At 51.2% G+C, this 26013-nt stretch carries 31 protein-coding genes; 19 read left to right on the top strand and 12 right to left on the bottom strand.

The features are described 5' to 3' along the window. The first annotated feature begins 1 nt into the window (after nucleotide 1). Together ACFO4L_RS01380 and ACFO4L_RS01385 are read left to right on the top strand one after the other, a co-directional pair. The gene (locus ACFO4L_RS01380; protein WP_377907851.1) at nucleotides 2-463 is read left to right on the top strand and encodes an ASCH domain-containing protein; all 462 of its coding nucleotides are present in this window, start codon (nucleotides 2-4) and stop codon (nucleotides 461-463) included. A 184-nt stretch (nucleotides 464-647) separates the two neighbouring features. Further along, entirely contained in the window at nucleotides 648-830 is a 183-nt protein-coding gene (locus ACFO4L_RS01385; RefSeq protein ID WP_168006107.1) for a DUF2207 domain-containing protein, read from the top strand. Nucleotides 831-874: 44 nt separating this feature from the next. Here the strand turns inward: ACFO4L_RS01385 and ACFO4L_RS01390 are convergent, their stop codons facing one another. Together ACFO4L_RS01390 and nagE are read right to left on the bottom strand one after the other, a co-directional pair. Continuing rightward, the gene (locus tag ACFO4L_RS01390) at nucleotides 875-1090 is read right to left on the bottom strand and encodes a hypothetical protein (RefSeq protein WP_377907852.1); all 216 of its coding nucleotides are present in this window, start codon (nucleotides 1088-1090) and stop codon (nucleotides 875-877) included. A gap of 75 nt (nucleotides 1091-1165) precedes the next feature. Continuing rightward, complete coding sequence (nagE, locus tag ACFO4L_RS01395; protein ID WP_377907853.1) at nucleotides 1166-2611, bottom strand: N-acetylglucosamine-specific PTS transporter subunit IIBC; 1446 nt, start codon at nucleotides 2609-2611, stop codon at nucleotides 1166-1168. 165 nt (nucleotides 2612-2776) lie between these two features. On the opposite strand from nagE, the gene ACFO4L_RS01400 reads away from it, so the two are divergent. From ACFO4L_RS01400 to ACFO4L_RS01430, 7 genes are all read left to right on the top strand, one after another. After that, nucleotides 2777-3613 (top strand): MurR/RpiR family transcriptional regulator, encoded by an 837-nt coding sequence (locus ACFO4L_RS01400; RefSeq protein ID WP_377908550.1) that lies wholly within the window; start codon nucleotides 2777-2779, stop codon nucleotides 3611-3613. Nucleotides 3614-3626: 13 nt separating this feature from the next. Then, entirely contained in the window at nucleotides 3627-5009 is a 1383-nt protein-coding gene (locus ACFO4L_RS01405) for a YjiH family protein (protein WP_377907854.1), read from the top strand. A 12-nt stretch (nucleotides 5010-5021) separates the two neighbouring features. After that, on the top strand, nucleotides 5022-6113 hold the full coding sequence (locus tag ACFO4L_RS01410; protein WP_377907855.1) for an amidohydrolase: 1092 nt from the start codon (nucleotides 5022-5024) through the stop codon (nucleotides 6111-6113). Then, entirely contained in the window at nucleotides 6110-6889 is a 780-nt protein-coding gene (locus ACFO4L_RS01415) for a GNAT family N-acetyltransferase (protein WP_377907856.1), read from the top strand. The genes ACFO4L_RS01410 and ACFO4L_RS01415 overlap by 4 nt, the downstream gene beginning before the upstream one ends. A gap of 1 nt (nucleotide 6890) precedes the next feature. Next, on the top strand, nucleotides 6891-8003 hold the full coding sequence (gene menC / locus ACFO4L_RS01420; protein ID WP_377907857.1) for an o-succinylbenzoate synthase: 1113 nt from the start codon (nucleotides 6891-6893) through the stop codon (nucleotides 8001-8003). 134 nt (nucleotides 8004-8137) lie between these two features. Further along, a complete protein-coding gene (locus tag ACFO4L_RS01425) occupies nucleotides 8138-8440 on the top strand; it encodes a hypothetical protein (protein ID WP_168006121.1) in 303 nt (100 codons plus the stop codon). Nucleotides 8441-8749: 309 nt separating this feature from the next. Next, nucleotides 8750-10252 carry a UDP-N-acetylmuramoyl-L-alanyl-D-glutamate--2,6-diaminopimelate ligase gene (locus ACFO4L_RS01430; protein ID WP_377907858.1) on the top strand — a complete coding sequence of 501 codons (1503 nt, stop codon included), beginning with the start codon at nucleotides 8750-8752 and terminating at the stop codon, nucleotides 10250-10252. Nucleotides 10253-10343: 91 nt separating this feature from the next. On the opposite strand, the gene ACFO4L_RS01435 is transcribed toward ACFO4L_RS01430, so the two are convergent. From ACFO4L_RS01435 to ACFO4L_RS01450, 4 genes are all read right to left on the bottom strand, one after another. Next, the gene (locus ACFO4L_RS01435; RefSeq protein ID WP_377907859.1) at nucleotides 10344-11222 is read right to left on the bottom strand and encodes a hypothetical protein; all 879 of its coding nucleotides are present in this window, start codon (nucleotides 11220-11222) and stop codon (nucleotides 10344-10346) included. A 137-nt stretch (nucleotides 11223-11359) separates the two neighbouring features. After that, nucleotides 11360-11653 (bottom strand): hypothetical protein, encoded by a 294-nt coding sequence (locus tag ACFO4L_RS01440; protein ID WP_377907860.1) that lies wholly within the window; start codon nucleotides 11651-11653, stop codon nucleotides 11360-11362. Continuing rightward, a complete protein-coding gene (locus ACFO4L_RS01445; RefSeq protein WP_377907861.1) occupies nucleotides 11650-11871 on the bottom strand; it encodes a hypothetical protein in 222 nt (73 codons plus the stop codon). Before ACFO4L_RS01445 ends, ACFO4L_RS01440 begins: the two co-directional genes overlap by 4 nt. Before the next feature lie 19 nt (nucleotides 11872-11890). Beyond that, nucleotides 11891-12346, bottom strand: coding sequence for a hypothetical protein (locus tag ACFO4L_RS01450; protein WP_377907862.1), 456 nt, complete (start codon nucleotides 12344-12346; stop codon nucleotides 11891-11893). A 104-nt stretch (nucleotides 12347-12450) separates the two neighbouring features. Here ACFO4L_RS01450 and ACFO4L_RS01455 point away from each other — a divergent pair, with 104 nt between their 5' ends. Beyond that, nucleotides 12451-12747, top strand: a complete 297-nt coding sequence (locus tag ACFO4L_RS01455; RefSeq protein ID WP_377907863.1) for a hypothetical protein — start codon at nucleotides 12451-12453, stop codon at nucleotides 12745-12747. Nucleotides 12748-13200: 453 nt separating this feature from the next. Here ACFO4L_RS01455 and ACFO4L_RS01460 read toward each other — a convergent pair whose 3' ends face one another. Further along, a complete protein-coding gene (locus ACFO4L_RS01460) occupies nucleotides 13201-13713 on the bottom strand; it encodes a hypothetical protein (protein WP_377907864.1) in 513 nt (170 codons plus the stop codon). A 101-nt stretch (nucleotides 13714-13814) separates the two neighbouring features. After that, entirely contained in the window at nucleotides 13815-14189 is a 375-nt protein-coding gene (locus ACFO4L_RS01465) for a hypothetical protein (RefSeq protein WP_377907865.1), read from the bottom strand. A 157-nt stretch (nucleotides 14190-14346) separates the two neighbouring features. On the opposite strand from ACFO4L_RS01465, the gene ACFO4L_RS01470 reads away from it, so the two are divergent. After that, the gene (locus ACFO4L_RS01470; RefSeq protein WP_377907866.1) at nucleotides 14347-15441 is read left to right on the top strand and encodes an MBL fold metallo-hydrolase; all 1095 of its coding nucleotides are present in this window, start codon (nucleotides 14347-14349) and stop codon (nucleotides 15439-15441) included. Between the two features lie 15 nt (nucleotides 15442-15456). Here the strand turns inward: ACFO4L_RS01470 and ACFO4L_RS01475 are convergent, their stop codons facing one another. Together ACFO4L_RS01475 and ACFO4L_RS01480 are read right to left on the bottom strand one after the other, a co-directional pair. Continuing rightward, entirely contained in the window at nucleotides 15457-15678 is a 222-nt protein-coding gene (locus ACFO4L_RS01475) for a hypothetical protein (protein ID WP_168006135.1), read from the bottom strand. Nucleotides 15679-15735: 57 nt separating this feature from the next. Continuing rightward, a complete protein-coding gene (locus ACFO4L_RS01480) occupies nucleotides 15736-16365 on the bottom strand; it encodes a hypothetical protein (RefSeq protein ID WP_377907867.1) in 630 nt (209 codons plus the stop codon). 229 nt (nucleotides 16366-16594) lie between these two features. On the opposite strand from ACFO4L_RS01480, the gene ACFO4L_RS01485 reads away from it, so the two are divergent. The 8 genes from ACFO4L_RS01485 (at nucleotide 16595) to ACFO4L_RS01520 (ending at nucleotide 22614) form a co-directional block, all read left to right on the top strand. Continuing rightward, nucleotides 16595-17131, top strand: a complete 537-nt coding sequence (locus ACFO4L_RS01485; protein ID WP_377907868.1) for a hypothetical protein — start codon at nucleotides 16595-16597, stop codon at nucleotides 17129-17131. A 240-nt stretch (nucleotides 17132-17371) separates the two neighbouring features. Further along, nucleotides 17372-18394: an ArsR/SmtB family transcription factor gene (locus ACFO4L_RS01490; RefSeq protein WP_377907869.1), complete on the top strand. Its 1023-nt coding sequence runs from the start codon at nucleotides 17372-17374 to the stop codon at nucleotides 18392-18394. Nucleotides 18395-18411: 17 nt separating this feature from the next. Further along, complete coding sequence (locus tag ACFO4L_RS01495) at nucleotides 18412-19629, top strand: MFS transporter (protein ID WP_377907870.1); 1218 nt, start codon at nucleotides 18412-18414, stop codon at nucleotides 19627-19629. A 183-nt stretch (nucleotides 19630-19812) separates the two neighbouring features. After that, nucleotides 19813-20052: a hypothetical protein gene (locus ACFO4L_RS01500; protein ID WP_377907871.1), complete on the top strand. Its 240-nt coding sequence runs from the start codon at nucleotides 19813-19815 to the stop codon at nucleotides 20050-20052. Between the two features lie 45 nt (nucleotides 20053-20097). Next, nucleotides 20098-20220, top strand: a complete 123-nt coding sequence (locus ACFO4L_RS01505) for a hypothetical protein (RefSeq protein ID WP_377907872.1) — start codon at nucleotides 20098-20100, stop codon at nucleotides 20218-20220. A gap of 15 nt (nucleotides 20221-20235) precedes the next feature. After that, nucleotides 20236-21402 carry a chromate efflux transporter gene (chrA, locus tag ACFO4L_RS01510; RefSeq protein ID WP_377907873.1) on the top strand — a complete coding sequence of 389 codons (1167 nt, stop codon included), beginning with the start codon at nucleotides 20236-20238 and terminating at the stop codon, nucleotides 21400-21402. An 82-nt stretch (nucleotides 21403-21484) separates the two neighbouring features. Next, nucleotides 21485-21847: a nuclear transport factor 2 family protein gene (locus ACFO4L_RS01515; RefSeq protein ID WP_377907874.1), complete on the top strand. Its 363-nt coding sequence runs from the start codon at nucleotides 21485-21487 to the stop codon at nucleotides 21845-21847. A gap of 14 nt (nucleotides 21848-21861) precedes the next feature. After that, the gene (locus ACFO4L_RS01520; protein WP_377907875.1) at nucleotides 21862-22614 is read left to right on the top strand and encodes a phosphotransferase; all 753 of its coding nucleotides are present in this window, start codon (nucleotides 21862-21864) and stop codon (nucleotides 22612-22614) included. Nucleotides 22615-23398: 784 nt separating this feature from the next. Here the strand turns inward: ACFO4L_RS01520 and ACFO4L_RS01525 are convergent. Further along, complete coding sequence (locus ACFO4L_RS01525) at nucleotides 23399-25117, bottom strand: ABC transporter ATP-binding protein (protein ID WP_377907876.1); 1719 nt, start codon at nucleotides 25115-25117, stop codon at nucleotides 23399-23401. Between the two features lie 95 nt (nucleotides 25118-25212). Further along, on the bottom strand, nucleotides 25213-26007 hold the full coding sequence (locus ACFO4L_RS01530) for a class I SAM-dependent methyltransferase (RefSeq protein WP_377907877.1): 795 nt from the start codon (nucleotides 26005-26007) through the stop codon (nucleotides 25213-25215). Nucleotides 26008-26013 lie beyond the last annotated feature (6 nt).

The following is a 26013-nucleotide window of genomic DNA, read 5'->3' on the forward strand; positions in this document are numbered from 1 at the left end:
CATGAAAGAAGCGTTAGTAGAGGCATTTTGGGAGCGGGCTAGACAAGCAAAGGGAATTAAGGCGGACAGTTATTACGAAGCCTTTTCGTTCGGAGGGGCCTCGGCGGATGAACTGGCGCGGCTCGTATTGGATCAGGAGAAAACTGCTACCTGTTCGGCGCTGCCGTTATACGAAATCGAGCAGCAGCCGCTTCCGGAGCCGGGGGCCTACAGCATCGTTCTCGCTGAAAACGGCTCTCCGCTCGCCGTCATTGAAACGACAAGAGTGTCGATTATGAAAATGGAGGACGTGCCGGAGGATTTTGCGCTTGCAGAAGGAGAAGGCGGGTACAAAAAATGGTGGGCTGATCACGAAGCCTTTTTCAAAGAGGAGCTTGGTAAGTACGGTCTGCGCTTTGATCCATCGTTAAAGCTCGTCTGTGAGCGGTTTCTGCTTGTTTACACAGAAGGACCGGCGCTGTAATGGACTGGCTTGGAAGCATTGCTGCCACGATGCTGTTTTTTCTAACAGGTACGACGCTCGTTGCGTTTATCACCGTGCAGATTCTGAAGCGAAAGAAGTAGCGCAGCAGCATAGAACAGGAGAAAGATGGGTATAGAATAGGGAAGCAACCCTATTCTGAAAAGAAGGTGATGAGATGCGGATCATGCAGCCAGTTAAACATCAGCTGATTGATATTATTCTGTTTTTTATCGCTGCCGTGCTCGTATTTGGCATTCTTTTTGATATGGCCGGTTTTGGAATCGGCACAGTCGGTCTGATTATCGTTTCCATTATCACCGCTGTCGTCATCGTGTATGGCAAGGCAGCATTAGGAAAAGAGGCATAACGTGAAGCAGCTTCGGTTTCGAACCGGAGCTGCTTTTTATTGTCTCATGTTGGAGCAGGATCTTCTTCGGTTCCGATTCTCTTTTCAACATGATCAAGTCGCCTTGATATTGCTTCCAGCTGCTCCGCGCGTTTTTGCTCCAGCTCCAGCCGCTTTTTTGTCTGCTTGTTCATGTTGTTGATGAACACAAGCAGAACGATGAGCATCGCTAGCGGAAGAATAAGAATGAACAGGGCTGAAAACTGATAAATCAGATCCATATCATCACCTCCTCAACGCCTCCAGTATAGCAGACATAGGGAAGAGGCTGGGAAGCCCCAGCCTCTTACAAGTATTTACTGTTCCTTTTCCACCTGCTTGCGGACTTCTTCTTCAGTAAATTGTACGCTTGGACCGATAATAACGTGAATGCTGTGCTTGCCGACGATATTCGTACCGGGAACCCCGGTGCGCCGAATCGCATCTTCATCAACAGCGTCCATATCGTGAACCTCCAGTCGCAGCCTGGTGGCGCAGCTGTCGATCGAAGCAATATTTGCAGCTCCGCCAAGACCGGCAATGATACGGGCGCTTTGAGCGGAAAGCTCGCTGTCTGCGTCTTCCTCTCCGGCGCTTGTCTCCTCCGTTCCGGTTTCCTCCTGGCGACCGGGTGTCTTCAAATCAAACTTAATAATTAAAAAGCGGAACAAAAAGTAGTAAATGGCTGCAAAAACGAGACCCTGAACGATCAGCATATACGGCTGCTGCGCAAGAGGCATAACGAAGCCGAGCACAAAGTCGACTAAGCCTGCGCTGAAACCGAAGCCTGCCATCCACTCAAACGATGCTGCAATAAAAAGGGACAGTCCGGTTAACGCAGCATGCACGACGAACAGAAGAGGAGCAAGAAACATAAACGAAAATTCAAGCGGCTCTGTGACACCGGTAAAGAAGGACGCGATTCCAGCTGCAAGGAGCAGGGCGGCTGCCTGTTTTCGCTGCGCTGTTTTAGCAGTGTGGTACATGGCGAGCGCAGCAGCTGGAAGTCCAAACATCATAATCGGGAAAAAGCCGGCCATGTAGCGTCCTGTCACCCCTGGTTCCCCTTCACTGGACCAGTAATTTCCGATATCATTGATCCCCGCGAGATCAAACCAGAACACCTGATTCAAGGCATGATGCAGTCCGGTTGGGATAAGCAGACGGTTGAAAAACCCGTAAAGACCGGCGCCTGCAGGACCAAGTCCGCTGATCGCCGTTCCGAACGTGACGAGCCCGTTGTAAACAACCGGCCACAGAAAGAAGAAAATACCTGCGAGCCCGACGGATGCAGCAGCTGTTAAAATCGGGACGAGCCGTTTGCCGCTGAAAAAGGCAAGTGCATCAGGCAGCTTCACGTGGCTGAAGCGGTTGTAAAGCGCTGCAGCGACAAGACCGACAATGATGCCGATAAAGACGTTGTCAATACCGGAATAGGCAAGCGGAGCATCATCTTCGGCTACTCCCATCATGCCAGCCACGTTTTCACTGCTTAAAAGCTGTGTAATAACGAGAAAACCAACGAGCCCGCTAAGTGCTGCAGCCCCATCTTTCTCTCGGGACATACCGATCGCAACACCGACCGCAAACAAGATCGCAATGTTATCGAGAATCGATGTGCCGGCGTTAATAATAAACTGGCCGATCACGCTGTCTTCGTTTACGGCCGTGATCCAGTTACCGATTCCGGCGAGGATCGCAGCCGCTGGCAGTACGGCAACAGGCAGCATGAGTGAACGCCCGATTGCTTGAATATACTTCATAAAGATGGTTCCTCCTCCTATACATAATGAAGCGATTTCATACAAACAGAATAGCATTTATTCATATAGATGTCTAGACCACTAGATAAATTAAATCTTCTAAATTTTTGTTGTTTTTGCAGGATATCCTGCATTATACTGTGAAGAAGCAGGAAAAACTTCGTGATGAAATGGGAGGTGGACGAGCTGTCCTTAAAGGATTTGCTGCATGAACGGTATAACAGCTTTTCACGCGGTCAAAAGAAGGTGGCCGGTTTTTTTCTGACGCACGCGTCTGAAGCAGCAATGCTCACGGCCGGGCAAATCGGTGAACGAACGGACGTTAGTGAAACAACCGTCATTCGCTTCTCGCATGCGCTCGGATACCGAGGCTTCAGTGAGCTTCAGGAAGCGTGGCGCGCAGAATGGCTTGGCGTGCAGGAACATGGACCGGTGTATGCGGCAGAAAGCATACCTGCCAAGGAAATCCGCATGCTGGAAGGTATCGATACAGAAGCGCTGGAACCGCTTCTCACAAAGTGGAGCCGCAGTCTGCTTCAGGCTGAGCGAGTTGTGATTGCAGGCTTCGATGGTACATATGCAGCGGCTTACTGGCTTGCTTTCTCGCTTCGCGGGTTTCGAAAGCGCATACATCTCATCGGACCGGAAACGATCCAGCCGGAGGATATTCTTGATATGGATAAGAGCACGTGCGTCGTGCTGCTATCCTTCCCGCGCTATCACTATCAGTCAAAAGCAGTCGCAGAAGCCGCCAGCGGTAGGGCAGGGGAGCTGCTCGTTATGACGGATCATGCATCGAGTCCGCCAGCCGCCTCAGCTGACAGCGTCTGGACAGCATCCGTTGCTGACGGCGGTGATTACCGCTCTGCCGCCTACACCATTACGCTTTTGGAAATGCTGCTGGAAAAAGTCGAGCACCATGCAGACGAACTCGGTCAAGCTGCACCGCGCCGAAAAGAATTAGAAAAACTGTACGCTGCAAGCAGACGTTATTTAGAATAGAGGAGGCCTTACAATGAGTTCACTGCCGAATATCAACCAGGAATTTTCACCAAAACCGAAGCCGACACGAAAAGACATCTTATCCTTTATCCTGCCGTCTATACTGGGTATCCTCCTGTTTATTGTGCCGATCCCGCAGGATGACAGCATAACGATCCCGATCGCGTTTATGGCAGGGTTCATTAACGGAGCGCTCGGCGATGCAATCCCATTTATCATCATTGCTGTTATGGCCGTTTCTGTAATCTTGACGATCGGCGCTCAGCTTCTGAAGCCAGCGTTTGTGCTGGAACGAGACAGCCTGCGTTCGCTGCTGCTCGTTAAACCAGTATGGACCGTCATCCGCGCAGCAGGGCTGCTGTTTGCGGTGATGGTCGTATTCGGATTCGGAGCGGAAGCAGTTTACTCAGAAGATACCGGCGGACTGCTCATGTACGACCTGCTGCCGATTTTACTGACAACGTTTTTACTTGCTGGCTTTTTACTGCCACTGCTATTAAACTTCGGGATGCTCGAATTTATCGGCGTGCTGCTCATGAAGGTCATGCAGCCGCTTTTCCGGGTGCCGGGTCGAAGCTCGCTCGACTGCCTGACGTCATGGGTTGGCGACGGAACAATCGGCGTGCTCCTGACAACGAAACAGTATGAGAGCGGCTACTATACAAAGCGGGAAGCTGCTGTAGTAGCGACAACGTTTTCGGTTGTCTCCATCACATTTACGATCGTCATCATCGATTACATGGAACTGATGCATATGTTCCCGCAGTATTACTTGACGATCACGATCGCGGGTCTGCTTGCTGCTGTCATTATGCCGCGTATCCCGCCGCTCTCGCGTAAAGCGGACACAGCATATGAAGGCCAGGAAATCAAAGGGGACGTCGAAGTTCCCGCTGGTACATCCCTAGTGAAAGCCGGGTTCAGCGAAGCAGTGGCGAAGGCGCGCTCCAGCCGCAGTCCAAAGCTGTTTGTCCGGACCGGACTGCAGAACGTGCTCGACATGTGGATCGGTGTGCTGCCGGTTGTGATGGCAATTGGAACAGTCGCGCTCATCACGGCTGAATTCACGCCTTTCTTTTCAATTCTCGGACGTCCGTTTGAACCATTGCTTGCGTTGATGCAGGTACCGGAAGCAGAAGCTGCTGCTCAAACGATGGTCGTAGGGTTTGCGGATATGTTCCTGCCGGCGATTATCGGAAGCGGCATTGAAAGTGACATGACCCGCTTTATCATCGCCTGTGTGTCCGTTACCCAGCTCGTATATCTGTCAGAGATGGGTGGACTGCTGCTCGGCTCCAAGCTGCCGGTTAAATTCCGTGATCTCGTGTTCATCTTTATTCTGCGCACGTTGATCACGCTTCCGATCGTCGTGCTGATGGCCCATCTGATTTTTTAGGAGGAATGTTTCATGGATACGATCCTGCAAACGTATGAGGAGCTGCACAGGCTTGCAGAGCCCTCCTGGCAGGAGGAAAAAACGTCACGCTACTTGCAGCAGCGTCTAAAGGAAGCCGGCTTTTCATTGACAACGTTTGAAGGACACCACGGATTTTTTGCGGAAATAAAAGGGGAGACAGAGGACGTGCTGATGCTGCGGGCCGATATGGATGCTCTACCATATGAAATTGAGGACGGTACGGTTTACCGGCACACGTGCGGGCACGATGCGCACAGCTCCATCGTGCTCCATACAGCACTGAACCTGAAAGATACGCTTCCAAAGCATACGCTCCGCTTTCTATTTCAGCCGGCTGAAGAAACGGCAGCAGGCGCACTGCAGATGATTCGGGATGGTGTGTTGGACCGAGTTGTTTTCCTGGCAGGGCTGCACGTCAGACCGTTGTCCGAGCTGGCAGCAGAAGAAGCGTCTGCCGGCATCCGGCACGGAGCGACAATCGCTGTTAAAGGTCGTGTCACCGGTGAAGCGGCCCATGCTGCTAGAGCCTCAACCGGGATCAATGCGCTTTACGCCGCCGGACGGCTCATGCGTAAACTGGAAACCTTTTCAATAGACGGTCAATCGGCAGTGATGACAAAGCTGAAAGCCGGAACGAGTGTCAATACGGTTCCGGATGAAGCGGTGTTTGAGCTTGATTTACGTGCACCCGACAATGAAGCAATGGAGCGTATATGGGAGAAGATGCAACAGGCAGCGGACGACGTAGAAGCAGAAACAGGCTCCCGCTTCGCTCTTGAGGCAGCGGAGCATGCACCGGCGGCTGTAATTGATTCACGAGCAGCAAACTGCGCCAGGCGGGCGATTGCCGGTGTTTGTCACGTGGCTGACGTGCTGAAAACGCCAGGGGCAGAAGATTTTCATCATTATACGAATGTGAAAGAAGCACCGGCTGCCGTTATGGTCGGACTTGGCTCAGGATTAACGCCGGGGCTGCACCATCCGGATATGACATTTGATCTCAGAGCACTGCCAAAAGGCGTGGAAATCATGACGGCGCTGCTCGCGGAAGCGGATCTGGTCGACTGGAGGGACGAAGCGTGAAGCACGTAACAATCAGAGAACTAACGACAACAGCCGAACTAGAAGAGGTGTTTGAGCTGGAAGCATTCATCTGGAACCGGGATGACGCCGTGCCGCCTAACCAGACGATCACATCCGTTAAAAACGGCGGTTTCGTGCTCGGTATGTTTGATGAACGCCGGCTGATCGGATTTCAGTACAGCTTTCCGGGCTTTAACGGCACAGAGGTGTATCTTTGCTCGCATACGCTCGTTGTTCATCCCGATTATCAGAAACAGGGTCTCGGTGAACAGTTAAAGCAGGCGCAGCGAACGCTTGCTGAAGCGAAAGGGTATCAAACGATCCAGTGGACGTACGATCCACTGGAGTCCGTCAACGCGAAACTGAACCTGCATAAACTCGACGCGACAAGCAGGGAGTATATCGTGAACGCATACGGAGAGCTGCACGACGCAATTAACACCGGCATGCCGACAGACCGGCTTGTCGTTTCCTGGTCATCCAGACCGGTAAAAAAGCAGCCAGTTTCGATCGAGGATGCTGAGACAGTGTATCCGATTGAAGAACGAAACGGCGTGCCTGTTCCGGGTACGGTCCGGTATACGGAGGCTGACGTCCTGCTTGTTCCTGTCCCGTCATCTATTCAACAAATCAAACAGCTCAGTCATGAGGCCGCATTAACGTGGCGGCTCGTTCAGCGTTCCGTGCTGCCGCCGTTATTTGCTAATGGATATTCTATTGTGGATTATCTGCCTTATGGGAGCCACTATGCGTACGTTGTAACAAAGGAGCGTTAAGATGAAGATTAAAGAAGTGATCATCAGAGAATTAGTCATGAAGCTGAAGCATCCATTTACGACCAGCGTCGGAACAGAAACCGAGAAAGCTTTTCTGCTTGCAGAAGTCCGAACGGATAAAGGTGTTTCCGGCTGGGGCGAAGGTGTATCCATTGCGGAACCAATTTATAACGAAGAAACAATTTCGACAAACTGGGCCGTATTACGCGAGCAGCTTTTGCCGACGCTGTTTCAGACGACCATTCGTCATCCTGATGATGCCGCTCGGGCCTTCCAGTATGTTCGCAGAAACTATAATGCGAAAGCGCTGTTGGACGGTGCGATTTGGGATGCCTATGCCAAAGAAGCCGAAAAGCCGCTTTATGAGGTGCTTGGCGGAGAAAAACGTCCGGTTGATGTCGGCATCAGCATTGGCATCAAGCCATCGATGGGGGATGTGCTTGATACAATTACAAAAGCAGTCGAGGAAGGCTATAAGCGGATAAAAGTGAAGGTCAAGCCAGGCTGGGACATTGAACTGCTGAAGCTGATCAGGGAGCAGTTTCCTGATATTTCGCTCATGGCCGATGCAAACTGCGCCTATGCGCTAGCTGACATCGATCATTTGCGACGCTTCGACGATTTTCAGCTGATGATGATCGAGCAGCCTCTCGCAGAGGATGACATCATTGACCATGCCCGGCTGCAACGGGAATTACATACGCCAATCTGTCTTGATGAAAGCCTCCACAGCGACGAGGATGTGCGAAAAGCGCTGGAACTCGACAGCTGCCGCATCGTTAATATGAAGATCGGACGTGTAGGGGGATTGTCCGAAGCACGACGAATTCATACCAGATGCAAGCAGGCAGACGTACCGCTTTGGTGCGGCGGCATGCTGGAGGCTGGCATCGGTCGTGCGCACAATGTAGCTCTGACGACGCTTCCCGGATTTACACTGCCAGGGGACACGGCCCCGTCGTCTCACTATTGGGAACAGGATATTATTCAGCCCGAGGTCAAGATGTTCGCGGGTCAGATTATGCTTCCAGAGGAGCCGGGCATTGGCTTCGAGCCGGATATGGACCGCATTCATGCGCTGACTGTTCGTTCTCAAACGTTTGTAAGTCGATAGCGGCCGGACCCTGAGACCGACAGCTGCACCAATCCCATGCAGACTTATCAAAAGCTGACTGGAAAAATGAGGATTGGATTTTTCCTCCCATTTTCTGCTAAGCTTATAGCAGAAGAAATGTGGGAGGGGATCGGATGAAGGGATTGCTGGAGCTGGTCCGAGTCATCTGCATCATGCTTGCAGCAGGTGCAGCTGCCTGGTGGATTGTGCTTGAACCGCTCTACAGCGTAAACAGCCAGGTGCAAAATTGGAGCTGGATCGGGGCAATGGCCGTTTTTGTATTTATTTTTGTGCTGTACCGGAACCGTTGGCAGTTTTCCGGCTGGTATACGGGACCCGGGAGAGAAAAGCTTTCACGCCCGATTACGACAGCACTCGTTGCTATTGCAGGAGTCATGATCATCATTCCATTTTTATCGTTGCTCGTCAGTAGTTGAAAGAGCCGCAGGGACACTGATCCCTGCGGCTCTTCATACATAGTACAACCAATCATTATATTAAGATAATGGGTTCATTTTCATGCATTCTGCCGCTCAATTGCGTATAATAAACAACACTATGCGTCCTGATAACCTTTACTTCTTACCTTTTCGGTATGATGTGCGTGCGAGGTCAGCGACTACATGCTTTTCAACGTTCGTGCGCTTATGAACGACCTGCAAAAGTGTTGACGATTGTCCCAGTTTTATGCGTAATTTAGCGGGGTAAAGGAATAGAGACTATTTTTATGTGATTGGAGCTGCATCATGAATCTTTACCCGATTTTACATCATCAGATTATTACACAAACGGGCCCTGAGCCGAATGGTATTACTCATATCTCCTATGATTCCCGAACAATCGGGAATCAGGGCTGTTTCATCTGCATTCGCGGAGAACAGTCGGATGGGCATCGTTTCATTGATATGGCTGTTAACCAGGGAGCTGTTCAGGTCATCGGGGACGATGAAGAAGCGCTGCATGAACACGCGCTTCGGCATCCTCATGTTCAGTTTATTCTCGTTCAAGAACCAAAAAAGGCAATGGCGTTGTATGCAGCCCATTTGGAAGAGGATCCGCACCATGAGCTGTCGCTTATCGGCGTCACTGGCACACAGGGCAAAACGACGATCACCGCCTACGTACGCTCCTTGTTAAATCGTTCTGGAATCAAAACCGGTTCCATCGGCACGGCAGGTGTATGGGATCACGAAAAACCACTTCCGCTGCCGAAAAGCACCCCTACCACACCGGAATCAGCCGATTTATTTGATTATTTGTCGAGGATGCGCCAGAAGCAGATTACGTCGGTTGTGATGGAGGCGACCTCAATCGGACTCGACCAGGACAGGCTTCATGGTCTCCATTTTGATGTTGCCGTCCATTCCAACCTGTCGCCGGAGCATCTGGATTATCATGAAACGTTCGAGGCCTATAAACAAGCAAAGCTGAGGCTGTTCGATCATGCGGAAACGGCCGTCGTAAACGTGGACGATGATGGTATGAGCCAGGATATACTGGATGCATTTACTGGCCCCGTCTGGACATACGGGATGAACCGTGAGGCGGATGTGAAGGCAGAAAACCTTCGCTACACGAAGCAGGGAAGCCACCTTGATTTAATTGTGGATGGCGTTTCTCACGATGTCTTTCTGCCGGTATTTGGTCTTCACAACGTATACAATGCGATAGCAGCTATTACAGTGTGTCTTGCTAAGGGGCTCGGGCTTCGACATTTACTTACACGACTCTCCAGCTTGGAAGGGCCGCCCGGCAGACTCCAGCTCATCCCGGAAGTATCAGACCGGCTGATGCTGTTTGACTTTGCCCATACCCCGCAGACGCTCACTAATTTATTTCACACGATTAAACCGCTTCGCTATAAACGTCTGATTGTGATGGTCACTGGCATCGGGATACGTGAAAAATCGCTGCGTGCTCCGATTGCGGAAGCAGTAGAGGGGAGAGCAGATGAGATCGTCGTTACAGCTGATCATCCCGGGAACGAAACAGCGGAAGCGGTAGTGGCCGATGTGATGGCGGGATTCCGATCGACGAAGAATGTCCATCCTGTCGCGTATCGCGGCGAGGCCATTCAAAAAGCGATGAGTCTTTCTTCAGAAGGCGACCTTGTTCTCATTACGGGAATTTGTATGGAGGATTTTCGGATCATTAACGGTGAGAAACAGCCGTATTACGATTATGATTACGTTCGTGACTTTCTCTGTAAGCATCCATGTTTGAAATCCAAAGTTGCTTCAGCAAACTGATCGATCATGAAGGCCTCAGCAATGTGTTGAGGCCTTTCGTATGCAGTAAACGATCGAAAAATGCCGTTCCGGTGAGCGGAACGGCAGATGTTTACTGATTCAGCATGTGAATGGTTGCAAGCAATTCTCCAATAATTTGCCCTTTGAATGGATCCGGCGCGCTGACGCCGTCCGGGTTGATCCACTCGTAGCGGTCCTTTTCGCTGCTGAAGCTGAAGCCGGCATCCTCTAGAAATGCTGCAAGTGCTTCTGGAAAAGCGTCGCTGCCAGTGAACGTACGGTAGTAATCCGTCAGCGAAACATAGAGTTCCACGTCGTCCGGACTGGAAGAGATGACGAGCAGATCATCCGGCTCCTGAATAATCCACTGGCCTTTGGAAAAAATACCAACCTGAGCTCCTTTGAGGCCGGAAATGCCGTCGAGGTTAATACCGAATACGTAATTAATCAGCTGGCGGATCTCAGCACCACTTAAGGAATCGTTGTAATGCCGAATCACCCGGTCCATGACGTGGTTTTTCTTCATATTCATAATCGCAGCATCCTGACTGACATCATCTGCCTGCAGGCCGAGCGACTGTCGAACCGCTTCCATCACGAATGGATCATAGCGGTCAAGCGTATTTCCATACCCGAGCCTGGATACGAGTGAAATATCCACATCAAAGACGAGCTGTACAGCTTCTCTGGCATCCTGACCTTTTATCCGATTGTTCGTCTGCCTCATATATCGATCCATCACTTCCACCTGAGACATGGTGCGGATCGACTCATCCTGACTCAGATCGTGTTTCGTTAACCCGAGTGACTCGCGCACAGCACGCATCACTTTTTTATCATACATTGGTTCTGCATCCTCCACTGAAGCGGTATCGAAATCTGCCTGATCTTCTGCAGCCGATGCCGGAACTAACCCGAGGAAACATAGTGCGGTAATAAAAACGATAACCATCATTAGACGTGCCTGCATAAAACCCCTCCTATGAATCGTGATCAACACTTCCTTAGTATACCGTATAAAGGAAATAAAAGGGGGAGAGATAAGAGGAAGCGCCTATAGCTTGAAATCCTGTTCCTTAAGGACCGGACTTTCGAGAATAAGCGCGGTCATCCCTTCGTCGGAGATCGTTTCATGACGCTCACCTGTGGTCCAAAACGCAGCATCGCCTGATTTACCGAAGAAAAGCGGGAGTTAGAGCCGCATACTTCAGCCGAGCCGGAGCATATGATCATCAGCTGAGGGACACGTGCTTCATGCATGGCGATCGTACCTTCAGGAGGAAGGTGAACCACTGAAACCGCCGCTTCCCCTTCGAAGCGGGTGACAAGCTGATTGACAAAGTCCGATCCATCATCGCTGATGCGCCGGCCATCTTTAGCTTGAAAGGAGAAGATCTTCATGCTTTTTCTCCATCCGTCCATTTGCCAACAACGAAGTAAATGAGCATGACGATCACGGGTATAAACGGCGCGAACAAAAAGAGATCAAGGGAGAGAAACAAAGCGAGAAACAGGGCGCTGCCGCCGCCTAACGCAAAGAACGGCCTGCTCTTACGCAGGCCGATTCCAAAATACCAGGCGCCGATGACAGCAGCGAGTGTTAAAAACAAGGTGTACATAGGCAGTCTCCTTTTTGGGTTAAGAACGGGAGCCGAAGGTCAGGCCATACCGTCTCGATTCAAGTTTGCGAAAGCTGGTGACGAGGAAGCAGCCAGCGAAAAGACCAGAAATCATGCCAACCTCAATCGACAGCAGCGTTGTCGTAAATGCTCCGGAAGTCGGCGTTAAAAACGTCGGACCGGCAAAATAAAGTGCCGGGAAAAAGATGATGTACAACAGCGGAAGACCGACAAACACGAATAAATCCCAGTCGAACTTCCAGCTGCCGGACTGACGGAACCGCCACAATAAAACAGGAAATCCCAGTACAAGCCCGAGCGGTATGTAGTAAAGCGGGAAAAAGAACGTTGGCGTCGGGTTACCAGTAACCGCCGCATTTTCGCGGATCGAGTATGTAAAATCAACCGTCAGAATAAACAAGCTGTAGAGCACGAAGGCATACGCAAGAAAACCGACGGAGCGCGAAACAGACATACAAATCGCCTCCTTTTCTGAAAAATCTGATCATGAATGGTACCATTGTAACATAGAGAAATCACGCTTGCCGTAAGACTTTTCTTTTAGAAGGAGGAGATACAGTGCTTGCACTCGGTGCCTTTTTCATCGTAGCAATGATAATGGCGGCCGCAGCAAACCTGGCTGCGACAAGAGTAGTAAAAAAGCGTGGGATCGATGAGGACGGGATTGCAGGAAAGCTCACCCTCTATTTTTTACTCGGGCTTCCGTTAGTATGGATGGAGTACTTTCCGCTGCCAATTGGCATGCTGATTTTCTTTATCATCAACCCGCAGCAAAACGCCAGCTTGAAACGGAGCTTTGCGCTGTCAGGCATGGTGCTGTCTCTTATCAGCGGCATCTTTGGATTCATTTTTTAGTCGGGACGGTTAGCAAATACGGGAAAACGAGCCTTTAGGGGCTCGTTTTTAATTGGTAAGGACGCAGCGGTCATCGTATGATGAGACCGCTTTTTTTACGCGTCTTTATGTTGCATGGAGTACGTATTACGACGTTTCATTCGTTACATTGACCTGTTGCGTGGCTTCAGTCCCATTTAGTCACGGCAAAGCTTTTAACCTGTGTAAAGGTAGAATGGTCCGGCGCTAAGCAGTATAAGGCCTTCGTTTAGCTATTGCTTGTCTGCACCGCTCCACGCTAAAAAAAAACGGGCACAGGCCCGTTTTACTCATGCGTACTGTAACTGCAAATGCATTTCCAGCTATTCGGAGCGCTTTTTTGCTTTGCGGTCTTTGTCAAAGAAATACAAAAAGCCTGCTGAAGCAGCCATTCCGAGAACGATGATAACGGCCTGCATCCTATCTCCCCTTTCCCTATCCGAGGTGAAACGCGGACCAAAAGGCCATGGCAAGGCCGGCGCACAGCCCGGGGTCCATATATTCCGGACACTCGGCTTCGATCGTATACGTGGGATTCAGTAAAAATCCGCTCCGCTTTGTTTCTCCAATTTTCTCGCCATTGTAGCAGATGTCACCGGATCCATTCCAGGCAGCAACGATAGAAACAGCGGGAAGATGTCTGCCGTGCAGCTCAACCCGGTATTTCTCTTTAGCGCTGTACACGCTCACGACTCTTGCAATGGCGCGCTTATCCTTCGAAATGCGCCATGAATGACCGCGTCGCACCGAAAACGACTCCTGAAAAAATTCATAGCTCGTATCCGTCGACTTCACGAGAAAATTAACATCGTATCGTGGGTTAACCGAAGGCCGTGTTTCGTTGCGGTGAAACCAACGATGAATGCGGGCGCGCTGGCCGTTTTCAAGTTCAACGGCGATCGGTTTTGTTGATGAGCCAATGAGCGGCCGGTCCATGACGATCCTCATCTCTTCCAGTCCTTTCTGTGTCTGCTGCTGTATCAAATTCTGGGAATTGTCAGTTTCTTCTACGGAAAGGAAGAAGAAGTGGTTTCACGATTTTGAAAAAATCATATTCTGGTGATGCTGAACAATAGCGCCGCGACGATAATCACCGTATCACAGAGTGTCAGCGCAGCAATCCTGGGGCGGCCGCTTTTGTTGATGTCCATGTACATTTGCACGGCTGCATCGATCATGACGGCAACGACGAGAGCGCCGAGTGCATAAACAAGAAAGGCTTCATTCCATATACCAGCAGCAAAAACGAAAGCCAAAAGGATGTATAAAGCTGCAGACACGTATTTCCATTTTTGATGCACGGAATCGTAAGGAGAGCTGAAAAAGCCGTTATCGGCGTCCTCAATCCGGAAGAGCTTCTTCACGATCTGACGGATCACGATCCAAATGCCGACGATCGCTGCAAGAATAAACAATAAGAACATAGTGATCCGCTCCTGTTTTTCTATTCCTTTCCCAGCAGGGTTTTTCGCTAAACGCGGAGGCTTTCCTTCAACGTGTGTAAATCCACTTCGCTTGCGGAAGTGATTGATTTCCAGCTAAGATAAGACTAATCCTGACTGCAGAAAGGAACATCCGCTTATGCTGAGAAAAACACTTACAGTAGGTTTAGCAGCTGCCACCGCTGCAGCAATTGCGATTAATATGCACCCTGGATTCGGCCAGGCTCCTGGAAAAGCACACCGCGATTCCTTTAAGGACGCTCCGAATCTTCATAACGGCAGGTTCCATAACAAGCGTGCGTCAGCCGTTTCCGTAAACCCTTGCGATCTGTACACGATGACACGAGACCTGTTTCGCGACCGGGATGTGCGAAGCCCGTTTGCACCGCTGGCGGTTCAGACGCCAGAATGGGATAAGGAGGAGAGCGTGACGTGGTTCGGTCATTCCTCCTACTACGTGCATATCGATGACATCCGCCTTCTGGTCGATCCGATGTTTGGTCCCGCTGCGGCACCGCTGCCGGGAACCGGAAGCAAGCGGTTTACAGGGGACTTGCTGTCGATGATTCCGTCGATGCCGGATATCGATGCCGTCCTGATTACACATGACCACTACGATCATCTGGACTATCCGACGATTCAGGCGCTGCTTCCAAGAGTGAAGCGGTTTATTGTGCCTCTCGGTGTTGCGTCACATCTTGTTCGCTGGGGCGTGAGCCAGGAACGGATTCAAGAACTGAACTGGTGGGAAGAAACCTATGTAAAGGACGTGCAGGTCGCCCTCACGCCTTCGCATCACTTTTCAGGCAGAACGATGGCTGCACGGGACCGCACGCTTTGGGGCGGCTGGGTGATCGCCGGCAGTGAGAGCCGACTTTATATCAGCGGAGACGGCGGCTACGGGAGTCATTTCAGAGAGATCGGGGATGTCTATGGCCCATTCGATTTGGCTGTCATGGAAGGAGGCCAGTACGACAGCCGCTGGGAAGGTGTGCATATGACACCGGAAGAAGCGGTTCAGGCGTTTGAAGACGTACGAGGCCGCAGCATGATGCTCTCCCATTGGGCTGGGTTTACGCTTTCCTTCCACAGCTGGGAAGAGCCGGCTGAACGGGCGCTGGCAGAAGCAGAGCGCAAGGATGTCAACCTGCTGACTCCGCATATCGGAGAGACCACGGCCTGGCACGCTCCCGCTCCGCAGACAAACTGGTGGAGACGGCCGGCTTATCAATAAGAACGAGAAAAGGCTTCAGGAGCTTTTATCCTGAAGCCTTTTTGATTCGTTTTTCATGTTAACATTGCGAATGATTCCATACACAATCAGCCCGGAAAACAAGAGCGCGAGAAGTGCAAAGACAATGCCGTAGCCGGTTTCCTGAGCTGAAAACTGCTCGACTGCCAAGCGCACCATCGCGATAACACTAATCCCGAGCGACACGAGAATCAATGGGTGAATGCTTGCTTTTTCCATCCTATCAGTCCTTTTCGTAAACGTGTGAATCAGGCGGGTACCGGTCATCTGTTTCAGTCACCCGTCTGTAGCACCGTAAGCAGCCTTCTCGCGAAGGTCATCCGGGCTCATCGTAAGAGACCATCCGTCGGCGACAAAAAAAGCCACTTCAATGTCCCCATAGAGAAAGTGGATCTTCCACCTGCCTTCATTCGAAAAAACGAGGTTTCCTTCTTCATCAATCATGGCAGCCCCGGTCATGGATTCCCATTCCTGAGCGGTGATGCCGGAGCTTTCAAATACAAGGTTTTGGATCACTGCGTTGTCGGGATCTATGTCTGCTTGATCATCTTCTATCCAAATATCAAAGGCGACGTTGGCTGCAACGGATTCGCTGTTGGAATCAGACTCGTCTCGTGAGCTGAACGTAATAGGCTCCGCTTCGACGAGAGCCTCTTCCTCGTGTGTTTCAGAAAACCGTTCCGTTCCTTGCAGGGAATCATGTTCCAGCGAGTTACCGATATCCTGAAACAGCTGTTCCACCTGGTCATGATTTAAGGAAGGAGGATCTTCGCGCTCCGGATCACGTTCGACCGTAAGGACCTCGAGACCATGCTCTTCTCCCATTTCAACGACGTCTTCCTCGGTTGGTTCTGAGCACGCAGCCAGGAAAAGGGAGGCCGGTATAAGTAAAATCCGTTTTTTCATGTGACGCTCCTTTCATCCACATTCCATTATTGTGAACGACCTGTCCGATGTGTAACAACGGGCGGTCAGCGGGTAAGAGAGTAGCACCGGCTCGATGATAAAACGTGCGGCCGTAAAGAAACTGTTCCTCCATTGTACATGAAATGGAAAGAGATTTCCTTTATTTTGTTTGACATATGATGGGAAGTTTGGAAAACTTAAAGCAGAGGAGCACAGAAAGGATGGCATCATGGGAAAGAAACTTATCACCGGGATCCTTCTGCTGATGATTGCAATTCTTGCTGTAGCAGCCGTCGTGAATATGCTGCCGGGAAGAGGAGCTTCTCCGGAAGAAGCGTTTTACGACTTTTCGGAGGAAGAGGGCTTTCAGTCACCGGATCTTGTGTACCAGGAATGGAAATTTGATGGGACGGCTATTTACGCCTATCGGAAAAACGACATGCCGAATCTTGCGGTCTTCACCGAGGGTCTGCTCGGCTGGAGGATCGAAGGAACGCGGGAAAATATTCCGTCACATACAGTCGCTGTCCCGATGCAGGTAGGAGACAGTGAGCTGCTGTACGGCCGGATTCCATTGGATACAGAGCCGGCGCCAGCGGCAGTCCATATTGGTTCGGACATCGTGCAGCTTGATGATCGTGCGCGGGAGACCGGCGTTTGGATTGCGGAGCGCCCGGAACGTCACGGCTTATTTATGGATCTGCAGGTAGTCGACACGGAAGAAGAGGTACTGATTGAAGAGGAAATACGATTAGATATGTTTTAATGGCTGCTGGATACGATAACTATCGCCCTCGACCTTTTTGCGGAGTAAAGCACTCGTTTTATGTTGGGTTAACACTGGTTCATAGTCCCCTTGCTAAAGCCGGCTTCGCGCAGCGGCTTTTTTAGTTGACCTTACATTCGATGCACATCGAAATGAACATTTGACATACGTGAATATTTGTAGTTTAATATGAATTAAATAATACATTCGATAAAAATCGAACAAGAGAGGTGAAGCCAAATGGAGCTGAAAGTACACGTGTCAGAAGCGGTTGATTTAACAGGCTTTATGTATGTCATTCATAATAGCGGCAGAAAAGAAGATGAAGAGCTGGTTGAAAGGATGCTCAAACATGATCCGGCAGAGCAAAAGCTGGATCAGATTCGGCAGCGGCTTTCAGCAGCGGAGCACGAGCGGCTGGAGGTGTTTATGAATGAAGACAGCGCGATTGTCCCGGCACTGCTGCCAATTTTGCTGGAGGGGGAGCCGGAGCTTTCGGCAAGTGCGTTCAGCGAAAAGCTGCGGAAGCTGGATAACAACGTCATCCGCAGCAGCATGTTCAGCCGTGCCTTCACGGACACCACGTATGATGGAACGGATATCGATCAGGGCAAACGGCTCGTCGAGCAGCTTGCTGTTCCGGCGAAAGAAAAATGGAAGCTGTTTTACTACCTGGACCGGCCTGAAGCCTTAAAAGACGAGCTTGCTGCGCTTATAGATGAAATGTACGCCACCTATTACGAGCCGATTCGTGAGGAAGCACTCGCTGCAGCGGCTGCGTACCGTGCGGAGCTGCTTGAGCAGCCGAACGATCCGGAGCACCCCGTTAGACGGCTCGTAGCTGACTATGTGGATGTAGATAACGTGGACGTCATCCACGTGTATCCATCCTTTTCGCTGAATATCGGCTTTATGCTGGCGGATGTGTCTAAAGAGCGCACGGTGCATTTCAGCATCGGCATTCAGCGGTTTTCTCTGATGGAATCGAAGCTGAACGAAGAGGAGCTGTTCGGTCTGCTGAAGGTGCTGACGGATGAGCGGCGGTTCCGGTTGCTGCGCCTGTTGAAAAAGCGCCCGCACTACGGCTATGAGCTGGCGGAAGCGCTCGGTGTGTCGAACTCGACGATTTCTCACCATCTGGCCATTTTACTAAGTCATCAGTTCGTCACATCAGACCGGGCAGAAAACAGGGTGTACTACAAAGTAAACGCTGATGAAATAAAGCGCGTCATGGCTCAGGTGGAACGTATGTTTGCTCAATAAAGAGGAGGAGAACGGCGATGGAACAGAAAAGCCTCTGGCGCAATCGTGCCTTTATCCTGTACTTTTTAACATTTCTGGCGTCTGGATTAAGCGTGTCGTTTTTTCTGTTTGCGGTGAACTGGTACGTCGTCGACTCACTCGGACTGGAAGCGATGCTCGGTCTCGTCTTTTTTGCAAGCTCCGTGCCGCGCCTGGTGTTTATGCTGATCGGCGGGGCGCTTGCAGACCGTGTGAATCGTGCGGTGATCATGCTCGTTTCAGACTTAACAAAGGCCATTCTGCTGATTGGCATCATTGTCCTGCTCGTCTTTCAGCTCGTGAACATCTGGGTGCTGATCGTGCTCGCTCTTTTGTTCGGATTGCTGGATGCGTTTTTCTGGCCCGCAAGTCAGACCGTGCTGCCTGGAATTGTTGGTAAAAAGCAGTTAACGCGAGCAAACTCCGTTGTTCAGCTGACGAACAACGCGACGTTAATAGCCGGTCCAATGCTCGCTGGCTTTCTGATCGGATTCGGCAGTTATGAGCTGATGTTTTTCGTTGTTTCCATTATGCTGTTTGCAGCAGCTGCGATCGATTGGAGACTGAAGCGGGACATCGATGTACCTGAGGAATCGAATCGAGAAGAATCTGTGCTGCATGCTATAAAAAGTGGATTCAGCTACATGCGAAGCCGGCCTTTTCTGCTGACGCTCATGATGACGTCCGTCTTCTTAAATCTGCTCTTAGTCGGACCGTTTGTGATGGGACTGCCAATTTACGCGAACCTGATTTTAGGTGGGGACGAGCTGACCTACAGCTACTTAAACGCCACGAGCGGAGCCGGTATGCTTGCTGGGGCGCTGCTCGTCGGGGTGCTGAACATTCAGCGAAAGCGCGGGTTGGTAGCACTGTCTGGTATCCTGCTGCTGGCACTTGCATTCTTAGGCTTAGGACTGGCTCCTGATCTGCTGTGGAGTCTTGTCTTTATTGCTTTCGTCGGCATGCTGATTTCGGTAATCGATATACCGCTCATCTCTGCCATTCAGGCGAATACGCCCGATGACTACCTTGGCCGTGTCATGAGCATGCTTACGTTTGCAGCACTGGGGCTGGTGCCGGTCAGTTATTTACTGACATCGCTGCTGCTTTCTGCAGGTCTGGCAATTGATACGATTATGATCGGCGGGGCCATTCTGATGGGCGTACAGGCTCTGGTCGTCATCACGTTCGCCAAATCGATTCACAGCATCGATTAATTCGTGCTCCAGCCCTGTAAAAGCTGTCTCCATTTACATTGGGAGGCAGCTTTTTTGGATTGACAACCTCCTGCAGGTAAAAAAAGCTTCCACATACCAAATTGTTAACCGTTTTTTACAAAAACGTTCATTCTCCCATGATAAACTGGATAAAGTACAACTATGCGTCAGGAGGCAGAAGGCATGAATGCAGAAGAACTTATGACCAGTTTAACGATGTGTGCTGCACCGGAAGCACCTAAGAAAATCGAGCAGTTGCGTCCGGAAGTCGTAATCGATTTGCGAGCGGAAGCCCCCGTAACGGAGGAATCCGTTTCGTTCTCACTTGCAAACGGTGGTCCGACTGATCCACAGGAGCTGAAGCGGGCTATTAAATATACCGCTGAAGTACTGCAAAATGGAAACCGCGCGGTGCTTCACTGACAGGGTGGAAAGAGCCGCACCGGGAGTGTAGCAGCGGGAGTACTAATGGAAACGGGAGCAGCAAATTCGGTGGATGAAGCGCAGCGGACTATCCTTCGCTATAGGCCTGAGGCGGTTATCCAGGAGGAAGCACTGGCTGTTCTCCGCAAACTGTATGAACCAACGTAGAAGGGATGTTACATAGTGAAAACGTGGCTTGAGATATTTCTCGTATCGCTGCGGCTCGGACTGACCTCCTTCGGGGGACCGGTCGCACACTTAGGTTATTTTAAAGAAGAATATGTGAACCGCAGAAAGTGGCTCACGGATAAACAATATGCCGATCTCGTCGCATTGTGCCAGTTCCTGCCCGGACCGGCCTCGAGCCAAGTAGGGATAGGCATCGGGATGGCACGAGGCGGAACGCTGGGGGGATTCATCTCCTTCATTGGGTTCACAACGCCATCCGTACTGCTGTTAATGGCGGTTGCCGTCGGCTTTCAGCAGCAGGGACTGATCGATCTTGGCATCATTGACGGCTTAAAAATCGTTGCCGTCGCCGTCGTCGCTCATGCCTTGTTAGGAATGGGCAGAAATCTGGCCCCCGACAGCCAGCGCGCCTCGATTGCGGTGCTTGGGTTTGTGGCTGTTCTGCTCGTTCCTGCTGTCTGGATTCAGGTGGCGGTGATTGTTGCTGCCGGTCTGATCGGCTGGTGGCTGTACCGCGATCAGGATTTACCAAAGGCTGAAACGCTGCCATTGAAGCTCTCGGGTAAATTTTCCGCGATCTGCCTGTCTTTATTTGCTGGTCTGCTGGCGCTGCTGCCGATTTTGCGCGCAGCAACGGACAGCCTGCACATTCAGCTCGCCGACAGCTTTTACCGGGCCGGAGCGCTCGTATTTGGCGGTGGACACGTTGTCCTTCCGCTGCTCGAGCGTGAAGTCGTACCGACCGGTTTAATTTCAGAAAGTGACTTTTTGGCAGGGTACGGCGCAGCTCAGGCCGTTCCCGGTCCATTGTTCACCTTTGCGAGTTATCTCGGCATGGTGATTGACGGAGCGCCGGGGGCTCTGACGGCAACGATCGCGATCTTCACTCCAGCTTTTCTGCTTCTGCTTGGCGTGCTGCCGCTTTGGCTGAAGGTGCAGCAGGCGCCCGGCATGCGTGCAGCTGCAGCCGGCATTAATGCAGCTGTCGTCGGTATCCTGGCTGCAGCCCTTTACAGCCCGGTCTTCACATCAGCGATCGAAAACGGAAGCGATCTCGCATTTGCAGCCGTGTTGTTCATGCTGCTCGTCTACTGGAAGCGGCCGGCCTGGCTGATTGTCATCATCGGGATCTTCGGCGGTTTGTTGTTTTACGGAGTATAAGCTACATCTGAACAACTATGACATAGGCTATACGGGCTTAAGAGGAAGAACCTCAGCCAGCACCTGATTGGAGGAGTCTGTAATGAGTGATCAGTTAAGCGCACACATTCGCGAGCTCGAGGAAACCCATATCCGGCCTGACGTCAGGCGTGATATAAAACAGCTTGGCGAGCTGCTTGCCGATTCCTTTATCGAAATAGGCAGCTCTGGCCGAAAGTACGGAAAACGAGAGGTATTGGAAAGCGGGGTGCACGTAACCGAGATGACGATGCATGACTATCAGGTGCGAACGCTTGCGGAGAATACCGTACTCGCCGTTTATTACCTCGTGGATCATACCCAGCAAAAACAGACGTACCGAAGTTCGATTTGGAGTAAAATCGATGGACGCTGGCAGCTCGCCTTTCATCAGGGTACGCCGTCAGCCAGCCATAAAGCTGATTGAAGGAGGAGGGCGACATGGATTCTCACAGAGAAGAACCGTTAACTGGCGGTAATGTGTCGGCCGTCGTCCGGATCGGGCACACGGTGCGCAGAAGCCTTCGCAGCGGAAGCCGTGATGTGCACCGGCTCCTGCTGCACCTGGAACGGAAGCAGGTGCCGTTTACACCTCGCTTTTTAGGAATCGACGATCAGAACAGGGAAATGCTGACCTACATAGAAGGTGTTGCGGCGGACTATCCGGGAGCTTCGTGGATGTGGCGGGATGAGGCGCTTATCCGGATCGCCGGCATGCTCCGCCAGTATCATGATGCTGTGAGCGACTTTCCGCTTGAAGGCAATTGGGAAACGATGCCGCTGTCACCAGATGAGCCGGATATCATTTGTCACCGTGATTTTGCCTTCTACAACCTGATTTTTCAGGATCAGCAGCCGGCAGGCGTGATTGATTTTGATATGGCGGGTCCTGGTACAGCGATGTGGGATGCTTCGTATACGGCCTATACGTGCGTGCCGCTCGGCAGCAGAAGCAGGACACATAATAATGATGAACGAATCCGGAGGCTCGACCTCTTTTTTGAAGGCTACGGTGCTCCTAAACCGGCTGATGTTACCGATATCCTTGTGCGGCGTCTGGAAAGTCTGTGTGCGACCATCGAAGCAAAGGCAGCTGCCGGTGAAACTGCGTTCCAGCGCATGAAGAAAGAAGGCCATATCGATTATTATCAACAGGAAATACGTATCGTGCGAGCCCAATTGCAGCGCGCGTAGGCAATGCGGAAGCACACAGCATTCTGGAACGTATGCAGCTATCCCTGTAAAATCGCTCGTGAAATCATGAATATTCGCTTCCTTAACGAGAGCCATGAGCGGGAAACGTTTAAGCCGACCGGACTGAAACAGCTGTAACGAAAACACGATCTTTTATGCAGCCAATGTTCGCCGCAGTAGGATCAATCGCAGGCGAAGCATATCAACCTGAAAAAGTCTTTCAACTTACATGTTTATTCGTTTGATTGTATTTTCCTTCTGCTTACCTAGCCTGCCGTGGGCTGGCCTTCAGCTATTTCTCGGGGTGACTCCTGTATGAAGGGAAGAAAGGCACGGGATGATGGCGTAGTAGGATGGCGCGGCTTCCAAGGGCATGCCGGACACATCGGGGAAACGGCTCTGATTCATGGAGAACTACGTCACGACAGAGGCGACTGCTTTTTTTCCATTTATCATGAATTCGATGAAGGATTGGCATCCCCACTTAACATCGAAACGTTTCATGGAGAAGTTCTATCTTGTATGGAACCTGATCGTGCGTTCATAACCAGCACATGAAACGCACTGCCAGCTGCCGGCATCGAAGGATCTCGACTCCGGGAGGATCAGAACGAGGCGAAGATCCAGCGCTTCCGACAGCAGGAGGGAAAGCCGAGCCCGTTCCCTCCGGAAAGCGAGTGTCCGCAGATATAGGCAGATGCCATCTTATTCACCTAAAATGACTTTATCAACACGCTGAAAAAGACAGCAGTCCCGAAGCGGGATGCTGTCTTTTTTCTCATGCTTATACAAACACCGTCTGTACGTCATGCAGGCGTGCGTAGTGACCGCCGCGCTTGAGCAGCTCACTGTGGCTGCCTTCTTCTTCAATCCCGTTTTCTGTAACAACAACGATGCGGTCGGCGTGGCGGATCGTTGCCAGCCGGTGCGCAATGATCAGCGTCGTCCGTCCTTCTGCAAGTTCGGTGAGTGAGCGTTGAATCGATGCCTCTGTTTCTGTATCCAGAGCAGACGTCGCCTCATCCAAAATGAGAATCGGCGGATTTTTCAAAAACATGCGTGCAATGGAGAGGCGCTGCTTTTGACCGCCTGAGAGCTTCACGCCCCGTTCACCGACGACCGTATCAAGACCGTCTGGAAGTTCGGTGATAAAGCTTTCCAGCTCGGCACGACGCGCCGCCTCTAAAATCGCTGCATCGTCAGCTTCCAAGTTTCCGTAGCGGATGTTTTCCCGGAGCGTGCCGGAGAACATAAAGACATCCTGCTGGACGATGCCGATCTGCCGGCGCAGAGAAGCGAGCTTCATGTCACGGATATCGATGCCGTCAACGGTGATGCTGCCATCCTGAATTTCATAGAAGCGCGGCAGTAGGCTGCACAGTGTCGTTTTACCGGCGCCGGAGGGCCCGACAAAGGCTACGGTTTCCCCGGCCCGAATGGAGAGATCGATGCCGTCCAGCACCGGTAGGGCTTCGGTATAGCCGAAGCGGACTCCTTCATAGGCAATATCGCCGTGAACGACCTCCACCGTTTTCGCGTCGGGCTTATCTGCTATATCCGGGGTCGTATCAAGGATGGCGAGAAAGCGCTTGAATCCGGAATAGCCCTTCGGATAACTCTCGATAATCGCATTGATTTTTTCGATCGGGCGGAAAAAGACGTTCGTCAGCAGGATGAAAGCCATGAAGTCGCCGATCGATAATGTGCCTTGAACGATAAAATAAGCGCCGCAGAGCAGAACAAACAGCGTCATCACCCGCATCATCATGTAGCTGAGCGAGTTGTTGATCCCCATAATACGGTACGACCAGATTTTTGCTTCTTTAAACTTCAGGTTGTCCTTTTGGAACAGACGCCGTTCATGCTTTTCGTTGGCAAACGCCTGCACGAGGCGAATTCCGCCGATCGTATCCTCCACGCGCGCGTTAAAATCAGCCATGCGCACAAACATAGACTTCATCGCCTGTGCCATCTTCCGGTTGCAGTATACGACGATAAAGACGAGCAGCGGCACGACGAAGAATGTGAGCAGCGCGAGCTCTACATTAATATAGAGCATGACCGCAAAGGAGCCGATCAGCGTCATGAACGCAATGAATAAATCCTCCGGACCGTGGTGCGCAACTTCGCCAATTTCAAACAGATCGTTCGTCAGATTGGAGAGCAGGTGTCCGGTCTTATTGTTGTCGTGATAGGTAAACGACAGCCTCTGTACGTGCTCAAACAGCTCGGCACGCATGTCGGTTTCAATATTAATCCCGAGCCGGTGCCCCCAATAGGTGACGACGTAATGGGCGCCTGAGTTGAATATGTAAATGACGAACAGCGCAGCGCTTGCCCAGATAATAAGCGTCAGGTTGCCGGTCGGCAGGAGTGAGTCCACTACGTAGTTGACAATCAATGGAAACGCAAGCTCGAGCAGTGCCACAAATACAGCACAGATAAATGTCACCGTAAACAGCTTTCGGTACGGTTTATAATAACGGATAAACCGTTTTAACATAAAAGATCCCTCCAGTCATCGGTCTTTATCATACCAGATAAGTGAAGGGAATCCTATACTAATTGAAAATGATTATCATTTAAAGTGCCGGGCTGCTAGGTCGCTTGCTTGCGCAGAATGGCAATGCTGCACGTATGTGGGATACTGTGTACCGCTGCAGGATGCTCGCTCACGAGCATTTCAGCAAGCTCCTCCATCACTTTTCTGCGAACCTCTTCCTCCTGAGACACGAGCCAGGAGATGGAACTGAGTCGTCCGCACCACTCGGTGTTTGTAAACGAAACGCTGTAGTCAAGAGAATAAAGCTCTTTTAGCGCTAGCTGATGCGACTGCCATTCTTCAAACCATTCAACCGGGAAGCCAAGAATCCGCTGTGCGGATTCTGCTTTGGCACCAGCGGGGACGACAGAGCCTTCTGGAAGACGCTCTTTTAAAAACGTAATCGTCTTGTCGACAATGTCAGTTCCTGTCTGAAAGCCAGCGTCCATGACGAGCAGGTGACCATTCGGTTGGAGCACACGGCTGATTTCCTGCAGTGCTTTTTCGCGATCAAACCAGTGCCAGGCCCGCATAACTGTAATCATATCTGCATAGTCATCTGCAGCAGGCAGCTCTTCTGCAGATCCGGAAGCATAAAAGAGGCTCGTTCCGGATTGACGCTGCATCTTTTCCGCTTCATTCAGGAGCTCCGCTGAAGGCTCAACGCCTGTTACGACCGCCCCTTCCCGGGCAAGGGCCCGGCTGAGCACACCCGTTCCGGCTCCGATGTCCACCGTTACGGCGTTGTGAAAGGAAACGCCTCGCTGTTTTAAACTGGAAAAAAGGTCACTTGGCAGATCGTTGCGGTATTTCCCGTAGGCGGATGCTTCTTTTCCAAAGTGCATATACATTACGAT

It is taken from the genome of Bacillus daqingensis, from assembly GCF_042654445.1.
GTDB lineage: Bacteria > Bacillota > Bacilli > Bacillales > Salisediminibacteriaceae > Alkalicoccus > Alkalicoccus luteus.